The sequence below is a fragment of the Kitasatospora sp. NPDC088346 genome (assembly GCF_044740765.1).
Classification (GTDB): Bacteria; Actinomycetota; Actinomycetes; order Streptomycetales; family Streptomycetaceae; genus Kitasatospora.
The window spans coordinates 1-16,993 of record NZ_JBIURH010000020.1; the positions used below are offsets into that span (position 1 = coordinate 1).

20 protein-coding genes are annotated in these 16,993 nt (G+C 73.9%); 10 read left to right on the forward strand and 10 right to left on the reverse strand.

Features of this window, described 5'->3' with window-relative positions; genetic code table 11:
* The first annotated feature begins 203 nt into the window (after window positions 1–203).
* Together ACIOFR_RS23990 and ACIOFR_RS23995 are read left to right on the forward strand one after the other, a co-directional pair.
* On the forward strand, window positions 204–1,052 hold the full coding sequence (locus ACIOFR_RS23990; RefSeq protein ID WP_401000533.1) for a PHP domain-containing protein: 849 nt from the start codon (window positions 204–206) through the stop codon (window positions 1,050–1,052).
* 134 nt (window positions 1,053–1,186) lie between these two features.
* Window positions 1,187–1,801, forward strand: coding sequence for a MarC family protein (locus tag ACIOFR_RS23995; RefSeq protein ID WP_401000535.1), 615 nt, complete (start codon window positions 1,187–1,189; stop codon window positions 1,799–1,801).
* Between the two features lie 52 nt (window positions 1,802–1,853).
* On the opposite strand, the gene ACIOFR_RS24000 is transcribed toward ACIOFR_RS23995, so the two are convergent.
* Complete coding sequence (locus ACIOFR_RS24000; protein ID WP_401000537.1) at window positions 1,854–2,498, reverse strand: suppressor of fused domain protein; 645 nt, start codon at window positions 2,496–2,498, stop codon at window positions 1,854–1,856.
* Window positions 2,499–2,915: 417 nt separating this feature from the next.
* Between ACIOFR_RS24000 and corA the strand changes: the two genes are divergently transcribed.
* Complete coding sequence (gene corA / locus ACIOFR_RS24005; RefSeq protein ID WP_401000539.1) at window positions 2,916–4,028, forward strand: magnesium/cobalt transporter CorA; 1,113 nt, start codon at window positions 2,916–2,918, stop codon at window positions 4,026–4,028.
* 31 nt (window positions 4,029–4,059) lie between these two features.
* Here corA and ACIOFR_RS24010 read toward each other — a convergent pair whose 3' ends face one another.
* A complete protein-coding gene (locus tag ACIOFR_RS24010; RefSeq protein WP_401000541.1) occupies window positions 4,060–4,995 on the reverse strand; it encodes a DMT family transporter in 936 nt (311 codons plus the stop codon).
* Between the two features lie 120 nt (window positions 4,996–5,115).
* On the opposite strand from ACIOFR_RS24010, the gene ACIOFR_RS24015 reads away from it, so the two are divergent.
* The 4 genes from ACIOFR_RS24015 (at window position 5,116) to ACIOFR_RS24030 (ending at window position 8,939) form a co-directional block, all read left to right on the forward strand.
* Window positions 5,116–5,655: a hypothetical protein gene (locus tag ACIOFR_RS24015; RefSeq protein WP_401000543.1), complete on the forward strand. Its 540-nt coding sequence runs from the start codon at window positions 5,116–5,118 to the stop codon at window positions 5,653–5,655.
* Between the two features lie 146 nt (window positions 5,656–5,801).
* Complete coding sequence (locus ACIOFR_RS24020) at window positions 5,802–7,100, forward strand: magnesium transporter MgtE N-terminal domain-containing protein (RefSeq protein WP_401000545.1); 1,299 nt, start codon at window positions 5,802–5,804, stop codon at window positions 7,098–7,100.
* 100 nt (window positions 7,101–7,200) lie between these two features.
* Window positions 7,201–7,722 carry a DUF1003 domain-containing protein gene (locus tag ACIOFR_RS24025; protein WP_401000716.1) on the forward strand — a complete coding sequence of 174 codons (522 nt, stop codon included), beginning with the start codon at window positions 7,201–7,203 and terminating at the stop codon, window positions 7,720–7,722.
* A 56-nt stretch (window positions 7,723–7,778) separates the two neighbouring features.
* Window positions 7,779–8,939, forward strand: coding sequence for an Mrp/NBP35 family ATP-binding protein (locus tag ACIOFR_RS24030; protein ID WP_401000547.1), 1,161 nt, complete (start codon window positions 7,779–7,781; stop codon window positions 8,937–8,939).
* A 1-nt stretch (window position 8,940) separates the two neighbouring features.
* Here the strand turns inward: ACIOFR_RS24030 and ACIOFR_RS24035 are convergent, their stop codons facing one another.
* The 5 genes from ACIOFR_RS24035 to sigE all read right to left on the reverse strand — a co-directional run bounded on the left by ACIOFR_RS24035 (window position 8,941) and on the right by sigE (window position 12,590).
* Window positions 8,941–9,384 carry a hypothetical protein gene (locus tag ACIOFR_RS24035; RefSeq protein ID WP_401000548.1) on the reverse strand — a complete coding sequence of 148 codons (444 nt, stop codon included), beginning with the start codon at window positions 9,382–9,384 and terminating at the stop codon, window positions 8,941–8,943.
* A gap of 121 nt (window positions 9,385–9,505) precedes the next feature.
* Entirely contained in the window at window positions 9,506–10,219 is a 714-nt protein-coding gene (locus ACIOFR_RS24040; protein ID WP_401000550.1) for a hypothetical protein, read from the reverse strand.
* 148 nt (window positions 10,220–10,367) lie between these two features.
* Window positions 10,368–10,787, reverse strand: coding sequence for a sec-independent translocase (locus tag ACIOFR_RS24045; protein ID WP_401000552.1), 420 nt, complete (start codon window positions 10,785–10,787; stop codon window positions 10,368–10,370).
* Window positions 10,788–10,956: 169 nt separating this feature from the next.
* Window positions 10,957–11,883 carry a zf-HC2 domain-containing protein gene (locus tag ACIOFR_RS24050; RefSeq protein ID WP_401000554.1) on the reverse strand — a complete coding sequence of 309 codons (927 nt, stop codon included), beginning with the start codon at window positions 11,881–11,883 and terminating at the stop codon, window positions 10,957–10,959.
* The gene (sigE, locus tag ACIOFR_RS24055; protein ID WP_401000556.1) at window positions 11,880–12,590 is read right to left on the reverse strand and encodes an RNA polymerase sigma factor SigE; all 711 of its coding nucleotides are present in this window, start codon (window positions 12,588–12,590) and stop codon (window positions 11,880–11,882) included. Before sigE ends, ACIOFR_RS24050 begins: the two co-directional genes overlap by 4 nt.
* A gap of 289 nt (window positions 12,591–12,879) precedes the next feature.
* Between sigE and ACIOFR_RS24060 the strand changes: the two genes are divergently transcribed.
* Window positions 12,880–13,548 carry an O-methyltransferase gene (locus ACIOFR_RS24060; RefSeq protein WP_401000718.1) on the forward strand — a complete coding sequence of 223 codons (669 nt, stop codon included), beginning with the start codon at window positions 12,880–12,882 and terminating at the stop codon, window positions 13,546–13,548.
* 115 nt (window positions 13,549–13,663) lie between these two features.
* Here the strand turns inward: ACIOFR_RS24060 and ACIOFR_RS24065 are convergent, their stop codons facing one another.
* Window positions 13,664–13,831, reverse strand: a complete 168-nt coding sequence (locus ACIOFR_RS24065; protein WP_350637835.1) for a DUF3117 domain-containing protein — start codon at window positions 13,829–13,831, stop codon at window positions 13,664–13,666.
* 303 nt (window positions 13,832–14,134) lie between these two features.
* On the opposite strand from ACIOFR_RS24065, the gene ACIOFR_RS24070 reads away from it, so the two are divergent.
* The gene (locus ACIOFR_RS24070) at window positions 14,135–14,935 is read left to right on the forward strand and encodes an enoyl-CoA hydratase-related protein (RefSeq protein WP_401000559.1); all 801 of its coding nucleotides are present in this window, start codon (window positions 14,135–14,137) and stop codon (window positions 14,933–14,935) included.
* Window positions 14,936–14,977: 42 nt separating this feature from the next.
* On the opposite strand, the gene ACIOFR_RS24075 is transcribed toward ACIOFR_RS24070, so the two are convergent.
* Both ACIOFR_RS24075 and ACIOFR_RS24080 read right to left on the reverse strand, forming a co-directional pair.
* Window positions 14,978–15,553: a DNA-3-methyladenine glycosylase I gene (locus tag ACIOFR_RS24075; protein ID WP_401000561.1), complete on the reverse strand. Its 576-nt coding sequence runs from the start codon at window positions 15,551–15,553 to the stop codon at window positions 14,978–14,980.
* Window positions 15,550–15,990, reverse strand: a complete 441-nt coding sequence (locus ACIOFR_RS24080) for a DivIVA domain-containing protein (RefSeq protein WP_401000563.1) — start codon at window positions 15,988–15,990, stop codon at window positions 15,550–15,552. Before ACIOFR_RS24080 ends, ACIOFR_RS24075 begins: the two co-directional genes overlap by 4 nt.
* 158 nt (window positions 15,991–16,148) lie before the next feature.
* Between ACIOFR_RS24080 and folP the strand changes: the two genes are divergently transcribed.
* Entirely contained in the window at window positions 16,149–16,961 is an 813-nt protein-coding gene (gene folP, locus ACIOFR_RS24085) for a dihydropteroate synthase (RefSeq protein WP_401000720.1), read from the forward strand.
* The last annotated feature ends 32 nt before the right edge of the window (window positions 16,962–16,993 follow it).

Consider the following 16,993-nt stretch of genomic DNA (forward strand, 5'->3'; position numbering starts at 1 on the left):
CTCCCCGGCCCATTCCCCCATTGCCACAAGAAGCAGTCTGGCCCCGCCGCTCACGCGGCGGGGCCAGAACCCAAGATCTTCACGAGCCTTCTAGGTCGCGTCCGGCCCGGCTGCGGCAGGGCCGGTGGCCGCTCGGGCGGGGCTGCCGGGCCCGTGCGGCCGCTCACTATCCTGGGGCCACCCGACCCACAGGAGTCCCGCCCGTGCGCATCGACCTGCACGCCCACAGCAACGCCTCCGACGGCACCGACAGCCCGGCCGAGCTGGTCGCCGCGGCGGTGGCCGCCGGGCTGGACGTGGTCGCGCTGACCGACCACGACACCGTGGCCGGACACCCGGAGGCCGCCGCCGCCCTGCACGGCACCGGGCTGACCCTGGTGCCCGGCGCCGAACTGTCCTGCCACGCCGACGGTGTCAGCCTGCACCTGCTGGCCTACCTCTTCGACCCCGCCGAGCCGGCCTTCGCGGCCGAGCGCGAGCTGGTCCGCACGGACCGCTTCCGCCGTGCCCGGCTGATCGTGGACCGCTGCCGCGAGCTGGGGGCGCCGATCGACTGGCAGCAGGTGGAGCGGATCGCCGGCGCCGGTTCGGTGGGCCGTCCGCACATCGCCAGCGCGCTGGTCGAGGCGGGTGTGGTGGCGACCGTCTCGGACGCGTTCACGGCCGAGTGGCTGGCCAACGGCGGCCGGGCGGACGTCCGCAAGCACGAGACCGATCCGGTGACGGCCGTCCGGCTGGTCCGCGCCGCCGGCGGTGTCCCGGTGTTCGCCCACCCCGGCGCGTCGAAGCGGGGTGCCACCGTGTCGGACCGGGTGATCGCCGAGCTGGCGGAAGCCGGGCTGGCGGGGCTGGAGGTGGACCACCTGGACCACGACGAGCCGACCCGGGCGCACCTGCGCGGGCTGGCCGCCGAACTGGGCCTGCTCGCCACCGGCTCCAGCGACTACCACGGCACCCGCAAGACCGTCCGGCTCGGCGAGTACACCACCGATCCCGCGGTGTACGAGGCGCTCCTCGCGCAGGCGACGGGCGCGCGGCCGATCACCGGCTGAGCCGGGAGCGGCGGAGCCCGCCGGACTGCCGCGCCGTCATATCGGGTCGGACCGTGAAAGACTCGGACATTCCACCCGCGGCAGTCCGAGCCGAGAGCCCCCGAGATGAGCGACCAGCAGCGCGAGGCCCAGCGGTGAGCCTCTTCGACACCACCACCTTCGGGTCGCTCTTCGTCACGCTTTTCGTGATCATGGACCCGCCCGGGACCATCCCGATCTTCCTCGCGCTGACCTCCGGCCGGGCGGCCCGGGTGCAGCGCCGGATGGCCTGGCAGGCGGCCGCGGTGGCGCTCGGGGTGATCACCTGCTTCGGCCTGTTCGGCCAGCAGATCCTGGACTACCTGCACGTCTCGATCCCCGCACTGCAGGTGTCGGGCGGGATCCTGCTCCTGCTCATCGCGCTGGACCTGCTCACCGGCAAGATCGAGGAGCCCACCCAGACCAAGGACGTCAACGTCGCCCTGGTCCCGCTCGGCACCCCGCTGCTGGCCGGGCCGGGCGCGATCGTCGCCGTCATCCTGGCCGTGCAGCAGGCGGACGGCGGCGCCGAGTACGCCGCCGTGTGGACGGCGATCCTCGCCATGCACGTGGTGATGTGGCTGACCATGCGGTTCTCGCTGGTCATCATCCGGATCATCAAGGAGGGCGGTGTGGTGCTCATCACCCGGCTGTCCGGCCTGCTGCTCTCGGCGATCGCCGTCCAACTGGTCGCCAGCGGCGTGTTCGCCTTCGTGAAGTCGTACACCTGACGGGGCGCCACCCGCGCGTGCCGGTCCCCGCCGTGCCCGGTGGCCCCGGCCGTCAGTCCAGCGGCACCGCGCGCCGCCGAGGGTCCCGCAGGTCGGTACCGCCGCGCAGCCAGCGTTCCTCCAGCGCGGCCGCGCCCTGCACCCGCTTGAAGGCGGCCTCGTTCGGCGTCATCGGCAGCAGCGGCAGGAAGCGGACCGGCTCGGCCGGCTCGGGCAGTTCCAGGTCCTCGACCAGACCGCCGGGCTCGGCCACCAGGACGGAGGTGAAGGGCGCTCCCGGCCAGATCGGCCCGCCCAGGTCCAGCGAGCCGCCGGGGGCCACCACCAGGCCCTCGACCTGGGGCGTGGCGGCGAAGGTGGCCAGCGTGCGGAGCACCTCGTCGCGCCCGCCGCGGACGCTGAGCACCAGTTCGGCCCGCGGGCCGCGCAGCGGGTCGGCGACCGGCGCGGACGGGTCCGCCATCGGGGCGGCGGACATGCCCAGCGTCGCGTACCGGACCAGTCCGTCGGCGTCCGGGCCGAAGCGCAGCACCTCGATCCGGTCCGCGCCGAGGAAGGTGACGGAGGCCCGGCCCGCGGTCTCGCCGAGGGCGGTCAGCAGGCGGGCCTCGACGGCGGCGAGCACGGCCGCGCGGGAGAGGTCCGACGGCTCGTCAGGAGTGGAGAAATCACCGAACAGCGGGAAATCGTGCGACATGCACGCGACCTTAGCGCCCTCGCCCGCGGGCATGTTCGGGCACACTCCAACACGGCCGGACCGGTAGCTGTTAGTGTGAGGAGATGGCCACCCGGGTCTTCTGACACTCGGAGCCGCGGCATGAAGGAGGTGGTTGCGGTGGATACCAGCCGACCATGCAGTACCGGCAGCTCTGCCCGACCTGCTCGCCTCCGCCGCCACCTGCCCTGATCTCGCGGTAGCAACGGCCTGACGTCCCGGTCGGGAGAGCACCTTCCCCGGAGCCGAACCGTCCAAACGCCGCCCGCGGCAGCTTTCCTGGACACCGGCAGCCTGCCCGCTGCCTCCGGCCCGGCATTCCATCGGTGTTCCCGCCGTCGCACCCGGCCGTCACCCAGCACCGCCGCGCGACGGCTCCTGCCCAAGGAGCCTGCTGCCATGTCGATGATCAACAACCTGCGCGCCGCCGTCCGGCCGAACCGTCGCCGGGCCGACCCGTACGACGCGATGCACCCCGGACACCCCATCTCGGCCGTCGTCGACTGCGCCGTCTACCAGCACGGCAAGCGGACCGGCGAGGCCTGCAGCCCGCGCGAGGCGGCCCGGCTGGTCAAGCTCTGCCGGGACGAGGACGCCGGGGCGTTCAGCTGGATCGGCCTGCACGAGCCGACCGAGGCCGAGTTCGAGGGCATCGCCCAGCGGTTCGGCCTGCACCCGCTCGCGGTCGAGGACGCGGTGCACGCGCACCAGCGGCCCAAGGTCGAGCGCTACGACGACGTCCTGTTCGCGGTCTTCAAGACGATCCGCTACGTCGACCACGACCAGCTCACCCCGACCAGCGAGGTGGTCGAGACCGGCGAGCTGATGGTGTTCGCGGGCCGGGACTTCGTGATCACCGTCCGGCACGGCGGACACAGCTCGCTGCAGGAGCTGCGGCACCGGCTGGAGGCCGACGCCGACGGCACCGGGCTGCTCGCCAAGGGCCCGTCCGCGGTGCTGCACGCGATCGCCGACCAGGTGGTCGACAACTACCTGCTGGTGGCCGACCGGCTGCAGACCGACGTCGACGAGATCGAGTTCGACGTCTTCGCCAACAAGGGCGGCCGCGGCGCCGACGTCGGCCGGGTCTACCAACTCAAGCGCGAGGTGCTGGAGTTCAAGCGGGCCGTGACCCCGCTGCTGCGGCCCATGCAGCTGCTGTCGGAGCCGATCCAGCGACTGGTCGACCCGGACATCCAGAAGTACTTCCGCGACGTGGCCGACCACCTGGCCCGGGTTACCGAGCAGGTGCACGGCTTCGACGAGCTGCTGAACTCGCTGCTCCAGGCCAACCTGGCGCAGGTCTCGGTCGCCCAGAACGAGGACATGCGCAAGATCACCGCCTGGGCGGCGATCTTCGCGGTGCCCACCATGATCACCGGCATCTACGGCATGAACTTCGACTACATGCCGGAGCTGCACCACAAGTACGGCTACCCGCTGGTGCTCGGCAGCGTCGTGGTGATCTGCGTCGGGATGTACCGGGGCTTCCGCCGCAACGGCTGGCTGTAGCCGGGCGCCGCCCCACCGCCGCTCGGCCGCCTCACCGCCGGCCGCCGCGGGCGACCAGGACGAGGCCGAGCAGGATCAGCGCGACCGCCGGGTACGCGGCCACCGGCGGCCACTGGCCGAGCCAGAGGGCGGCGATCAGGGCCGCCCCCGGGGTCTCCAGCAGGATCGCGGTGGAGGTGACCGAGGGCCCGAGGGTGCGGACCACCCGGTTGCTCAGCGAGTGCCCGAGCAACTGGGCGGTGACCATCAGCAGCACGATCTGCCACCAGACCCCGGCCGGCCAGCCGGCCAGCGCGGTGCCCGTGAGCAGGCAGGTGACCAGCAGCACCACGGCGGTGGTGGTGTAGCAGACCAGGGTGTAGGCGGTGGTGCTGACGGTCCGCCGCACCTCGGCGCCGAGCAGCAGGTACCCGGCCGCCGCCAGGCCCGCCCCCAGCGCCAGCGCGTCCCCGAGCAGCGCCCGCGAGGAGAGCGAGAGGTCGACGCCGGTCAGGACCAGCACGCCGAGGAAGGCCACGCAGGTGCCCAGCCAGACCAGCCGCGGCGCACGGTGGCCGAGCAGCCGCATCAGCAGGATGGTCCACAGCGGGGTGGTGGTCACCAGGGCGGTGGCGGAGGCCACCGAGGTCATCCGCAGGCTGGGCATCCAGAGTGCGAAGTGCAGCGCCAGCAGGGCCCCGGCGGCGACCGCCAGCAGCAGCGCCCGCCGGCCGATCCCGCGCAGCTCGGCCCGGTGCCGCAGCAGCGCGTACGGTCCGAGCACCCCGACCGACATGACGTTGCGCCAGCAGGCGATGGCCAGCGCGGGGGCCGCGGTGGCGCTGATCAGCGGGGCCGACAGCGAGATCCCGGCGACCGAGACGGCCAGCAGCACCAGGTCGACGCGGGGCAGCGCGGACGGCGGCCCGGCGGCGGCGCCGACCCGGGAGGGGACGACGGGGGCGGCGTCGGTCGGGGCGGCAGGCACGGCTCTCCTCGGAGGCGGCGGGACGGGACGCGATAACGGTAAGGCCTGTAAGCCTCCCATGGAACTGTCGTCCTGACCGATGAGACGGACCGTGGACGCCCAGGCCGTACGCTGTGGGCCATGGAGCCTTCGACGACCTCGGCAGCAGACTTCCTCGACCGCGCCCTCCTGGAGGAAGCCGCGAAGAAGTCCGGGCTGCTCTGGGTCCGCGCCGACGGGCAGCAGCAGGCGCGCGCGGTCTGGCACGCCTGGCACGACGGCGCGGTCGTGGTCGTCGGCGACGGCGCCGAACAGCCGCTGCACGGCCTGGCCGCAGGCATCGGCGCCACCGTCACCTGCCGCAGCAAGGACAAGTGGGGACGGCTCACCGGCTGGTCCGCCACCGTCACCGAGCTGACCCCGCGCAGCGAGGCCTGGCTGGCCGCCGTCGAGGAGCTCAAGGGCAAGCGGCTGAACGCCCCGGACACCGACACCATCGACGAGCGCTGGGCCCGCGAGTGCCGGGTGCTGCGGCTGGCCCCGGCCGGCCCGCTCGACGAGCGGCCCGGCGCGATGCCCGACGGCTCGCTCGCCGCCCCTCCGATGCCCTCCCCGGTCACCACCCGGCTGCCCGTCCCGGCCGGCCTGCCCAAGCTGCTGCTGAGGCGCCGCAAGCCCTGAGCCCGGTCCCCGTGCCCCGACGTGGCGGACCGTCACGCCCGTCCCGCCCGTCACGCCCGGCCGCAGGTCGGCGGGCTGCCGGGTTGCCGCGCGGGTAGCCTGGGCGCGGGCGGACGGACGCGACCGCGAAGCGAGGAGGAGGACCGATGGCGGGGCCAGGCAGCCGGGTCTTCATCTCGCACCTCTCCGGCGTCGCCGTCTTCGACCCCAACGCCGACCAGGTCGGCCGGGTCCGCGACGTGGTGGTCTCGCTGCGGATCGGCGGACGCCCGCCCCGGGTGCTCGGCCTGGTCGTCGAGGTCGTCGGCCGGCGTCGGATCTTCCTGCCGATGACCAGGGTGACCAGCCTGGAGTCCGGCCAGGTCCTCACCACCGGCGTGATCAACATGCGCCGCTTCGAACAGCGCCCCTCCGAGACGCTCGTGCTGGCCGAACTGCTGGACCGCACCGTCACCCGGGTCAAGACCCAGGAGGAGGTCACCGTCCTGGACGTGGCCATGGTCCAGACCCGGGTCCGCGAGTGGGAGATCAGCAAGGTCTTCGTCCAGATCGGCAAGGTCGGCCGGCTGCGCAAGGCCAAGGGCGAGACGCTCACCCTGGACTGGTCCGCGGTGACCGGCTTCTCGCTCACCGAGGAGGGCCAGGGCGCGGCCAACCTGCTCGCCACCTTCGACCAGCTGCGCCCCGCCGACCTCGCCAACGTGATGCACCACCTGTCCGCCAAGCGCCGGGCCGAGGTCGCCGCGGCCCTCGACGACGACCGGCTCGCCGACGTCCTCGAGGAACTGCCCGAGGACGACCAGGTCGAGATCATCGGCAAGCTCAAGGAGGAACGAGCGGCCGACGTCCTGGAGGCGATGGACCCGGACGACGCCGCCGACCTGCTCTCCGACCTGCCGGAGGAGGCCGCCGAACGGCTGCTGCGCCTGATGGAGCCGGACGACGCCGCCTCGGTGCGCCGGCTGCTCTCGTACGAGCAGGACACCGCCGGCGGCCTGATGACCACCGAGCCGATCGTGCTGGAGCCGGACGCCACCGTGGCGGAGGCACTGGCCCGGGTGCGGATCGCCGACAACAAGCCCGCCCTGGCCGCCCAGGTGTACGTCTGCCGGCAGCCCAACGAGACCCCGACCGGCAAGTACCTCGGCACCATCCACTTCCAGCGGCTGCTGCGCGAGCCCCCGTACACGCTGGTCGGCTCGATCGTGGACGACGACCTGGACCCACTGCCCCCGGACACCCCGCTGCCGCTGATCACCAGCTACCTCGCGGCGTACAACCTGGTGGCCGCGCCCGTCGTCGACGAGGGCGACCACCTGCTCGGCGCCGTCACGGTCGACGACGTGCTGGACCACCTGCTGCCCGACGACTGGCGCGAGGCCGCCCTGCACGGCGGCGACACGCACGAGCACGAGCACGAGAGCGAGGCGGCCGGTGGACGCTGACCGGAAGGGCCGGCGCGAGGACAGCCCGCGCCAGCGGCTCCAGGGCGACCTGCGTCAGCTGCGGCAGCTGCGGGACCTGCGGACCCGCGAGCGCAGCCGGATGCAGCGCACCGAGAGCGCCGCCGGCTCCTCCGCCCGGGCCCGGCTGGACCAACCGCGCACCGGCCGGCCCGGCCTGATCACCCTGCCGACGTACGACCCGGAGGCGTTCGGCAAGCTCTCCGAGCGGATCGCCCGGTTCCTCGGCACCGGGCGGTTCATCGTCTGGATGACGGTGGTGGTGCTGATCTGGGTGATCTGGAACACCCTGCTGCCGGACACCGTGCACTTCGACGACTACCCGTTCATCTTCCTGACCCTGATGCTCTCGCTGCAGGCCTCCTACGCGGCGCCGCTGATCCTGCTGGCGCAGAACCGCCAGGACGACCGGGACCGGGTCAACATGGAGCAGGACCGCGCCCGCAGCGACCGCAACATCGCCGACACGGAGTACCTGACCCGGGAGGTCGCCGCCCTGCGGCAGGGCCTGGGCGAGGTGGCCACCCGGGACTTCGTCCGCTCCGAGCTGCAGTCGCTGCTGAAGGAGCTGGACGAACGGCGGGACGCCTCCGAGGTCCTGTGACCGGCGGCACGTTACCGGGGCGTCGGGTGCCCCGCGCCGCGCCGTACCATCAAGGCATGGCCAACGAGACAGAGGTTGCGGCCGGCGTGACGGAGGAGTCCGTGCGCGAGGCCCTGGCGACGGTGCACGACCCGGAGATCAACCGCCCGATCACCGAGATCGGGATGGTGAAATCCGTCGACATCGCCGCCGACGGCGCAGTGCGCGTCGCGGTCTACCTGACCGTCTCCGGCTGCCCCATGCGCGAGACCATCACCAACCGGGTCACCGAGGCCGTCGGCCGGGTGCCCGGGGTGACGGGTGTCGAGGTCGAGCTCGACGTGATGAGCGACGAGCAGCGCAAGGAGCTCTCCCAGCTGCTGCGCGGCGGCGCCCCCGAGCGCGAGATCGCCTTCGCCAAGCCCGGCACGCTGACCCGGGTGTACGCGGTGGCCTCCGGCAAGGGCGGGGTCGGCAAGTCCTCCGTGACGGTCAACCTGGCCGCCGCGATGGCCGCCGACGGTCTGAAGGTCGGCGTCGTGGACGCCGACATCTACGGCCACAGCGTGCCCCGGATGCTCGGCGTCGAGGGCCGCCCGACCCAGGTCCAGGACATGATCATGCCGCCGTCGGCGAACGGCGTGAAGGTCATCTCGATCGGCATGTTCACCCCGGGCAACGCCCCGGTGGTGTGGCGCGGCCCGATGCTCCACCGCGCACTGCAGCAGTTCCTCGCCGACGTCTACTGGGGCGACCTGGACGTGCTGCTGCTCGACCTGCCGCCCGGCACCGGCGACATCGCCATCTCGGTGGCCCAGCTGGTGCCCAACGCCGAGATCCTGATCGTCACCACCCCGCAGATGGCCGCCGCCGAGGTCGCCGAGCGGGCCGGCACCATCGCGCTGCAGACCCACCAGAAGATCGTCGGCGTGATCGAGAACATGTCGGGCATGCCCTGCCCGCACTGCGACGAGCTGATCGACGTCTTCGGCACCGGCGGCGGCCAGATCGTCGCCGACGCGCTGACCCGCTCGGTCGGCGCGACCGTGCCGGTGCTCGGCTCGATCCCGATCGACGTCCGGCTGCGCGAGGGCGGCGACGACGGCCGCCCGGTCGTCCTGGCCGCCCCCGACTCCCCCGCCGGCGCCGCCCTGCGCACCGTGGCCGGCAAGCTCGGCGGCCGCCAGCGCGGCCTGTCCGGCCTCTCACTGGGGCTGACGCCGAAGAACAAGTTCTGACTCAGGCGGCCATCCGCCCGACCGGCAGCCGGGGCGGCCCGGGGACGTCCCGTCCCCGGGCCGCTTCGGCGTTCACCGGCCGGACCACGGCGATCCGGTCGGCCGGAGCCGCCGGGGAATCCGTGGCCGGGGCCACCGCGGTGGCGGCCCGCGGGACGGCGGCCCGCGTGGTGCGGGCGCGGGCCACGGTGAGCATGACGTACGCGGTGCGGACGAAGCCCACGGTGAAGGCCGCGGCGAGCACCGAGAACAGCACCGAGCCGGCCAGCGCACGGTCCACGGAGTAGCCCGCGAACAGCGCGTACGTCGCGATGTTCACCGAGAGCAGGGGCCAGCCGGAGTCCGTTCTGGCCCGGTCGAGGCGTTGCCAGGCCGTGCGCGGCCCGCCCACCGGGTACGGGCCGAATCGCTGCTTGAGCGTGGGTCGAGGAGATCGCTGCGCCATGGCACCCATGACACCGCCGGGGCCGGCGCCCCGCAATCCCCGGGCCACGGGTTTGGCAGGTCGCGTCGCAGGGCCCGCGAGGACCTCCGCACAGGCCCCCGCGCAGGCCCCTGACGGGCGCTCAGCGGGCCCGGTAGTCCGCGAGGTCCGGGACTGCGGCGAAACCCACCCCGTAGGCGCTGACCCCGCGTCCGTAGGCGCCGAGCAGGACGCCGGGGGCCTCGCCCGCCAGCACCCAGCCGTACTCGGACTCCCGGTAGCGGAAGGGCTGCGGCAGGCCGCTCACCGGGAGGGTGAGCGAGGACCAGCCTGGGCCGTCCAGGTCGTCGGCGAGGTCCCAGGCGAGGTTGGACTGCTGGTCGAGCCAGTCCTGGCGCAGCGCGCGGTCCAGTTGGCCGGGCCAGGTGGAGGCGAGCAGGCCGGAGCCGGCCAGCCAGGCCGCCGAGGACGCCGAGGTGGCCTCCAGGGTGCCGGTGTTGTCCGCGCTGCGGCGCCCGGGCCTGCGGGCGACCGTGACCACCACGGCGAAGCGCCGGACGTCCCGGGCCTCCGGCTGCTTGGCGGGCTCGTCGCCGTGGCCCAGCGAGCCGTAGTCCGCGCCCTCGCCCTGCGCCGCGGGCCGCGCGCCGGGGCCGGCACCGACCTGACCGAGCCAGCGGCGGCCGGTCCAGCCCTCGTCCAGGCCGTACCAGGGGAAGTCGGCCGCCAGGTACGGCGCCAGCGGGTCGACCGGGGCCGCCGCCTTCCTGCCCGTCACCGGGGCCCCGGGCCCGGCCGGGGGCGTACCGGGTTCTCCCGCCGGGGCCGTCCCCACCGCACCACTCCTCGCGTCCATCCGGCCGCCTCCTCCATACCCGTGTCCGACCGCGGCGCGCTCCATCGCGGCGCCCCCCGCGGCATTCAGCACAATAGCGGCGGACACGGCTGCGCCCCGCTCAGCCGGGCGGCGGGGCGGGGCGCGAGTACACGGCCGGGTCGGGCCGTCAGGTGGCGTCGGGGTCGAACGGGGGCCGTTCGTCGGCGGCCAGCGGGGTGCTGCCGGCCTTGCTGAGATTGGCGGCGGGGGTGGCGGCGGCCGCGGCGGCGCCGGCGGGCTCGTCGTTCAGCGCGGACTTGAGGTCCAGGCCGTCCTTGAGCTCCTTGAACCCCAGCGGGTCCTCGGTGCTGCCGAGCAGCTGCTTGCGCACGAAGGTCTTCGGGTGCAGGTCCTGGAACTCGAAGTCCTGGAAGTCCGGTCCGAGCTCGCTGCGGATGTCCTCCTTGGCGCTGTCCGCGAACGACCGGATCTTGCGGACGAAGCCCATGGTGTCCTGGATGAGCTTCGGGAGCTTGTCCGGCCCGAACACCACCACCGCCATCACGAGCAGGGTGATGACCTCCAGTGGGCCTATGTCTGTGAACACGTAAGCTCCCCAGCTCCTGTTGGACGAACCCGATGAGCTCTGCGGACAGGGACAACGGTCATTACAGCGTAATGGCCACCGGCCGGTCCATGCCCCACGGCGGATGAAGCAGTGGTGAAGAGCACCGGTGGCCGGCCCGCCGGTACGGGGGCGGGGCCGCGGGCCGCTGTCAGCGCAGGGGTTGGTTCGGGTAGCCCACCGGGGTGGCGGCCGACTGGGCGGGGCGCTGCTGCTGGGACCCCGGGGACGGGGAGCTGAGCACCCGGCGCACCGGGTAGTCCCCGGGCAGCTCGGCGGTGACCGGCAGGACCGCCCCGGAGCCGGGACTGCGGACCGGGGTGACCGTGGTGCTGTGCTGCTCGTCGGCCGCGCCGGTGAGGCTGCTGCCGACCCCGCCGAGCGTCACGGCGGCCACCGAGAAGGCCCCGGCGGCGGCGAAGACGAACCGGCGGCCGCGCGGCGGTGCCGGACGGAGCACCGCGACCTCGGCCGCGGCGGCCTGCGGGCGCACCGGCGGAAGGACGCTGCGCCGGGCGGCGCCGAAGGGCAGCGGACCGGGGCGTTCGGCACGCGGGTCGACCCCCGGTATCGGGGCCTGCGCGCCGAGCGCGCCGCCGCCGAAGGAGGAGCCCGCGCCGCGGCCGAAGGAGCCGCCCGTCAGCCGGCTGCCGCCGAGCGTGCCGGTGGTCCCGGGCGCGGTGAGGCCGCCGCTCGGTCCGGCGCCCGGACCGTCGCCGTGCTCGCCGTCGGGCAGGGCGGCCACGGCCATCAGCCGGGACATCAGCATCGAGGACGGGGCGGGCGTGCCCGTCCGCGTCAGGAGGTGCTTGACGGCGCGGCCCTCGTCGGCCTCGGCGAGGCACTCGGGGCAGGTCGCCAGGTGCGCCTGGACGCGCTCGCGGGAGTCGTGGCCGAGCTCGCCGTCCAGGTAGGCGGAGAGGCGGTCGCCCAGGTGGTGCTCGTCCGCGGCGGGCTCGGCGGGCCGCCCGGGGACGGGACGCAGCCCGACGGCCTGCTCCTCGGTGCGCCGGCCCAGCAGGGCACGGCCCGCACCGCGCCGGCCACGGCCGGCATCGGTCGGACCGCCGCCGTTCACGAGCCCCTCCGGTCGCTCTCACCGCTCGACGCGACGCCGACCGGCAGCGGCTCCTCCGAACCGCCGCGACGGGCCCGGCCGGGCGCGGTGCCGGGGGCGCGGTGCTTGAGCGCGGCGCGCAGGTGCGAGCGGCCGCGGTGGATCCGGCTGCGGACGGTGCCGAGCTTCACGCCGAGGGTGGCGGCGATCTCCTCGTACGAGAGGCCCTCGATGTCGCAGAGGACGACGGCGGCGCGGAACTCGGGCGCGAGGGTGTCCAGCGCCTGCTGGACGTCGGCGTCGAAGTGGGTGTCGCTGAAGTGCTGGGCGGGGCTGGGCTCGCGGCTGGGCAGCCGCTCGGCGGCGTCGTCCCCGAGGGCGTCGAAGCGGATCCGCTGGCGTCGGCGGACCATGTCGAGGAAGAGGTTGGTGGTGATCCGGTGCAGCCAGCCCTCGAAGGTGCCGGGGGTGTAGGTGGACAGCGAACGGAAGACCCGGACGAAGACCTCCTGGGTGAGGTCCTCGGCGTCGTGCTGATTGCCCGTCAGGCGGTAGGCCAGGCGGTAGACGCGGGCGCTGTGCGCCTCGACGATCTCCTCCCAGCTCGGCGGCGTCCAGCCCTGCGCGTCGGGCCCCTCTGCGAAGGTCGCGCGCGTGGCGGCGACCTCGGCCACCGTGTGGTCGGCTGCGGTCGACTGGCTCAGGGGGGTTTGCACAGACTGGTTCATCACGGGCTTCGGCGTACGGGCCGACGAGGTGCCGCGGACGTGCCGCCGCACAGGGACGTCGCCCTCGGCCACACCTCCTCGGTCGGCTCTTCTGCCCAGCAGGGCCACCACCATATCCACCTCACCCGTCAGTTCTGGATAAGAGCGCCCGGCCGCCCCCTTGACCGGGCACGCCGTGCGCCCCGGCCGGGTGGTGCGCAGTCGGATCGCCCGCTCCCGTGATGGGACAACGGCCGGTCGCCGAACGCGGTTCCCGCCCGGCCAGTAGTCTGTGGCTGAAAATGTCGACATCAGGTCGGCATCCGCCGCTCGGGGAGAGGCAGCCATCACCGACTTCGGGCCCGCGCGCGCGGCCCTCGCGGACACCTACGTGGGCGAGGACGCGGTGCTGACCTACGCCCGGGCCCAGTCCGCACGGACCGGCATCCGGGCCATCGGACCGAGCGGCGGCGCCTGCCTGCGGCTCGTCGCCGCCGCGCTGGACGCCAAGGCGGTGGCGGAGATCGGCACCGGCACCGGCGTCTCGGGGGTCTACCTGCTGCGCGGGATGCGGCCGGACGGGGTGCTGACCACCGTCGACTCGGAACCGGTGCGCCAGCAGTACGCCCGCGAGGCGTATCACGCGGCCGGCTTCGCGGCGAACCGCTCGCGGTTCATCCCGGGCCGGGCGCTGGACGTGCTGCCGCGGCTCGCCGACGGTCAGTACGACCTGGTGTTCTGCGACGGCGACCCGGCCGAGTCCCAGGACTACCTTGCAGAATCGTTGCGCCTCCTGAGACCGGGCGGGATGGTCTGTTTCGAAGGGGTGTTCCAGGAGGGCCGACTGGCGGAACCCGACCACAACGACCCCCAGACGCACGCCGTCCGCGAGCTGGTCCGCGAGGTCCGGGAGAGCGACCGGCTGCTGCCGGCCCTGCTTCCGGTCAGCGACGGCCTGCTCTGCGCGGTCAAGCGCTGAGGCCCGGCCCCGACCCGGCGCCCACCGGCACGGCGGGCCACTGCGAAGGGCCCGCGTCCGGTTCGGACGCGGGCCCTTCACACAGCTCCGGGAGAAGAGGGCAGCTCCCGCTAGGTCAGTCGCAGACCTTCTTCAGGGCCTCGCCCAGCTCTTCGGCCTCCTGAGGCGTGAGTTCCACCACCAGGCGTCCACCGCCTTCGAGCGGAACGCGCATGATGATGCCTCGCCCCTCTTTGGTGACCTCGAGCGGGCCGTCACCCGTCCGCGGCTTCATGGCCGCCATGCTCGTTCCCCTTCCTGCAACCGCGCAGCTCCGTACCGGAAGTCCGTCCACCGCCGGTATCGAACGCATTGATCGGAAGCCATTATCCCGCATGCAGCGCCCCGATGACCAACGTCACCCCCCGCACCCGGCCCGGGAGGCCTTCCGGAGGCCTCCGGGAGCGGCTCCCGGCCCGCCCGGGACGGTGTTCGACACGCCCCCGCGGGGTGCGCTACCTCACACTCCCCAGGGCCGCCCGCACTCCGTCATGCTGGGCTGGCATCCGTGCAAGGACCGCCCACGACACCCGGGAGCCCTCAGCCCATGACCGACTCCGTGCTGTACGAACTCGACAACGGACTGGCCGTCATCACGATCAACCGGCCGGAGGCGATGAACGCCCTGGACGTGCCGACCAAGGTCGCCCTGCGGGACGCCGTGATCGCCGCCGCCGAGGACCCCGCCGTCCGCGCGGTGCTGCTGACCGGGGCCGGCGAGCGGGCGTTCTGCGTCGGGCAGGACCTCAAGGAGCACCTCGGCCTGCTCAAGCTCGCCGAGGAGACCGGGGAGGCCCCGCTGAAGACCGTCGCGGAGCACTACAACCCGCTGGTGCGGGCCCTCGCCGGGATGCGCAAGCCCACCGTGGCCGCGGTCGGCGGGGTCGCCGCGGGCGCCGGCGCCTCGCTCGCCTTCGCCTGCGACTTCCGGATCGTCGCGGACTCCGCGGGGTTCAACACCGCCTTCGCCGGGATCGCCCTCACCGCGGACTCCGGCGCCTCCTGGACGCTGCCCCGGCTGGTCGGCCACGCCCGCGCCACCGAGCTGCTGATGTTCCCGCGCACCGTGAAGGCGGACGAGGCACTCGGCCTGGGCCTGGCCACCCGGGTCGTCCCGGCCGCCGAACTGGCCCCCACCGCACGCGAGTTCGCCCGGAAGCTGGCCGATGGCCCGACCGTCGCGTACGGCGCCATCAAGGCCTCGCTCAGCTACGGCGCCGACCACTCGCTGAGCGAACTGCTCGACAAGGAGGACGAGTTGCAGACCCTGGCCGGGGACAGTGAGGACCACCGGATCGCGGTGCGCGCCTTCCTCGCCAAGGAGAATCCGGTCTACCTCGGCCGCTGACCCGGCCCGGGCAGCCGGCACCGCCGCAGGCTCGCCGCCGGCTCAACGCCCGGTGCGCACATGGCAGTCGGCGAGGTGGTCGTCCACCAGGCCGCAGGCCTGCATCAGGGCGTAGGCGGTGGTCGGCCCGACGAAGCGGAAGCCGTTCTTCTTCAACTCCCTGGCCAGCGCCGTCGACTCGGGCGTGACGGCCGGCACCTCGGACAGCGTGCGGGGGGCCGGCCGGTCCGGGTCACCGGCGAAGCGCCAGACCAACGCGTCCAGCCCGCCGTCCAGTTCGCGGGCGGCCCGGGCGTTGGCGACGGTCGCCTCGATCTTCGCGCGGTTGCGGATGATGCCCGCGTCCAGCAGCAGCCGCTCGGTGTCGGCCGGGCCGAACTCGGCCACCTCGGCGATCCGGAAACCCGCGAACGCCGCCCGGAAGCCCTCCCGGCGCCGCAGGATGGTGATCCAGGACAACCCGGACTGGAACGCCTCCAGCGAGATCCGCTCGAACAGCGGGTCCTCCCCGTGCACCGGCCGGCCCCACTCGGTGTCGTGGTAGACCCGGTAGTCGTCGGCCGACTCGCCCCACCCGCAGCGCAGCAGCCCGTCCGCGCCGAGCAGCGCGCCGGTCAACGGTCGCCCGACCGGTCGGCCGGACGCTGCGCGTCCGCCCCGGTGTCCTCCCCGGGTTCGGCCGCCGGGCCGCCGACCACCTTGGCGAAGGCCTCCAGGCCGGGCAGCGGCTCCGCGCCGGCCCCGGACGCCGGTGCGGCCTCGACGGCGCCGCGCAGGACCGCGGCCGCCTCCAGTTCGGCGATCCGGGCGTCCCGGCCGGCCAGCTCGGCGGCGAGCCGGTCGAGCACGTCGTCCACCTCGTCCATCCGGTAGCCGCGCAGCGCCATCGGCAGCCGCAGGCCGTCCACGTCCTGCCGGTTCAGCGGACGGTCCTGCGGGAACCGGACCGCCAGCCGGTCCCGCTCCGCCTCCGGAAGTGAGCCGCCCCCGCCGAGCGCCACCAGTGCGGCGCCGCCGACGACCACGGCCATCGCCACCACGATCACCCAGAACACGAGCTCTCCTCCAGAGTTCCCGGTCGGCCCCGACAGAGGTGGGATCATGGTCCCCAGTAGGCCGGGGGCCCATCATTGCACCCGGGGAAGCTGTGGAGGAGACACCGGTGGCACTGCGCCTTGGCCCGCGAGAGTTCGGCGACGACGAACTGGTGATCATGGCCATCGTCAACCGCACCCCGGACTCCTTCTTCGACCGGGGAGCGACCTTCGCCGACGAGGCGGCCTTCGCCGCCGCCGACCGCGCGGTGGCGGACGGCGCCGCCATCCTCGACATCGGCGGGGTCAAGGCCGGCCCCGGCGAGGAGGTCACGGTCGAGGAGGAGTTGCGGCGCACCGTGCCGTTCGTCGCGGAGCTGCGCCAGCGCCACCCCGACGCCGTCATCAGCGTCGACACCTGGCGGCACGAGGTCGGCGAGGCCGTCTGCGAGGCCGGCGCCGACCTGCTGAACGACGCCTGGGGCGGGGCCGATCCGCGGCTCGCCGAGGTGGCGGCCCGGTACGACGTGGGGCTGGTCTGCACCCACGCGGGCCGCGCCGAACCGCGCACCCGGCCGCACCGCACCGGCTACCGGGACGTGATGGCCGACATCCTGGAGGTCACCGTCGGCCTCGCCGAGCGGGCGGCCGGACTCGGGGTGCGGCGGGACGCGCTGATCATCGACCCGGGCCACGACTTCGGCAAGAACACCCGGCACTCGCTGGAGGCCACCCGGCGGCTGCCCGAGATGACCGCGACCGGGTTCCCGGTGCTGGTCTCGCTCTCCAACAAGGACTTCGTCGGCGAGACCCTGGACCGCCCGGTGGACGAGCGGCTGCTCGGCACCCTGGCCACCACCGCCGTCTCGGCCTGGCTCGGCGCCCGGATCTACCGGGCGCACCAGGTCGCCGAGACCCGCCAGGTGCTCGACATGGTGGCCTCGATCCGGGGCACCCGGCCCCCGGCGGTCGCCCGCCGCGGCCTGGCCTGACGGACCCGGGCCCGGAGGGGTCTGCCGCTGAC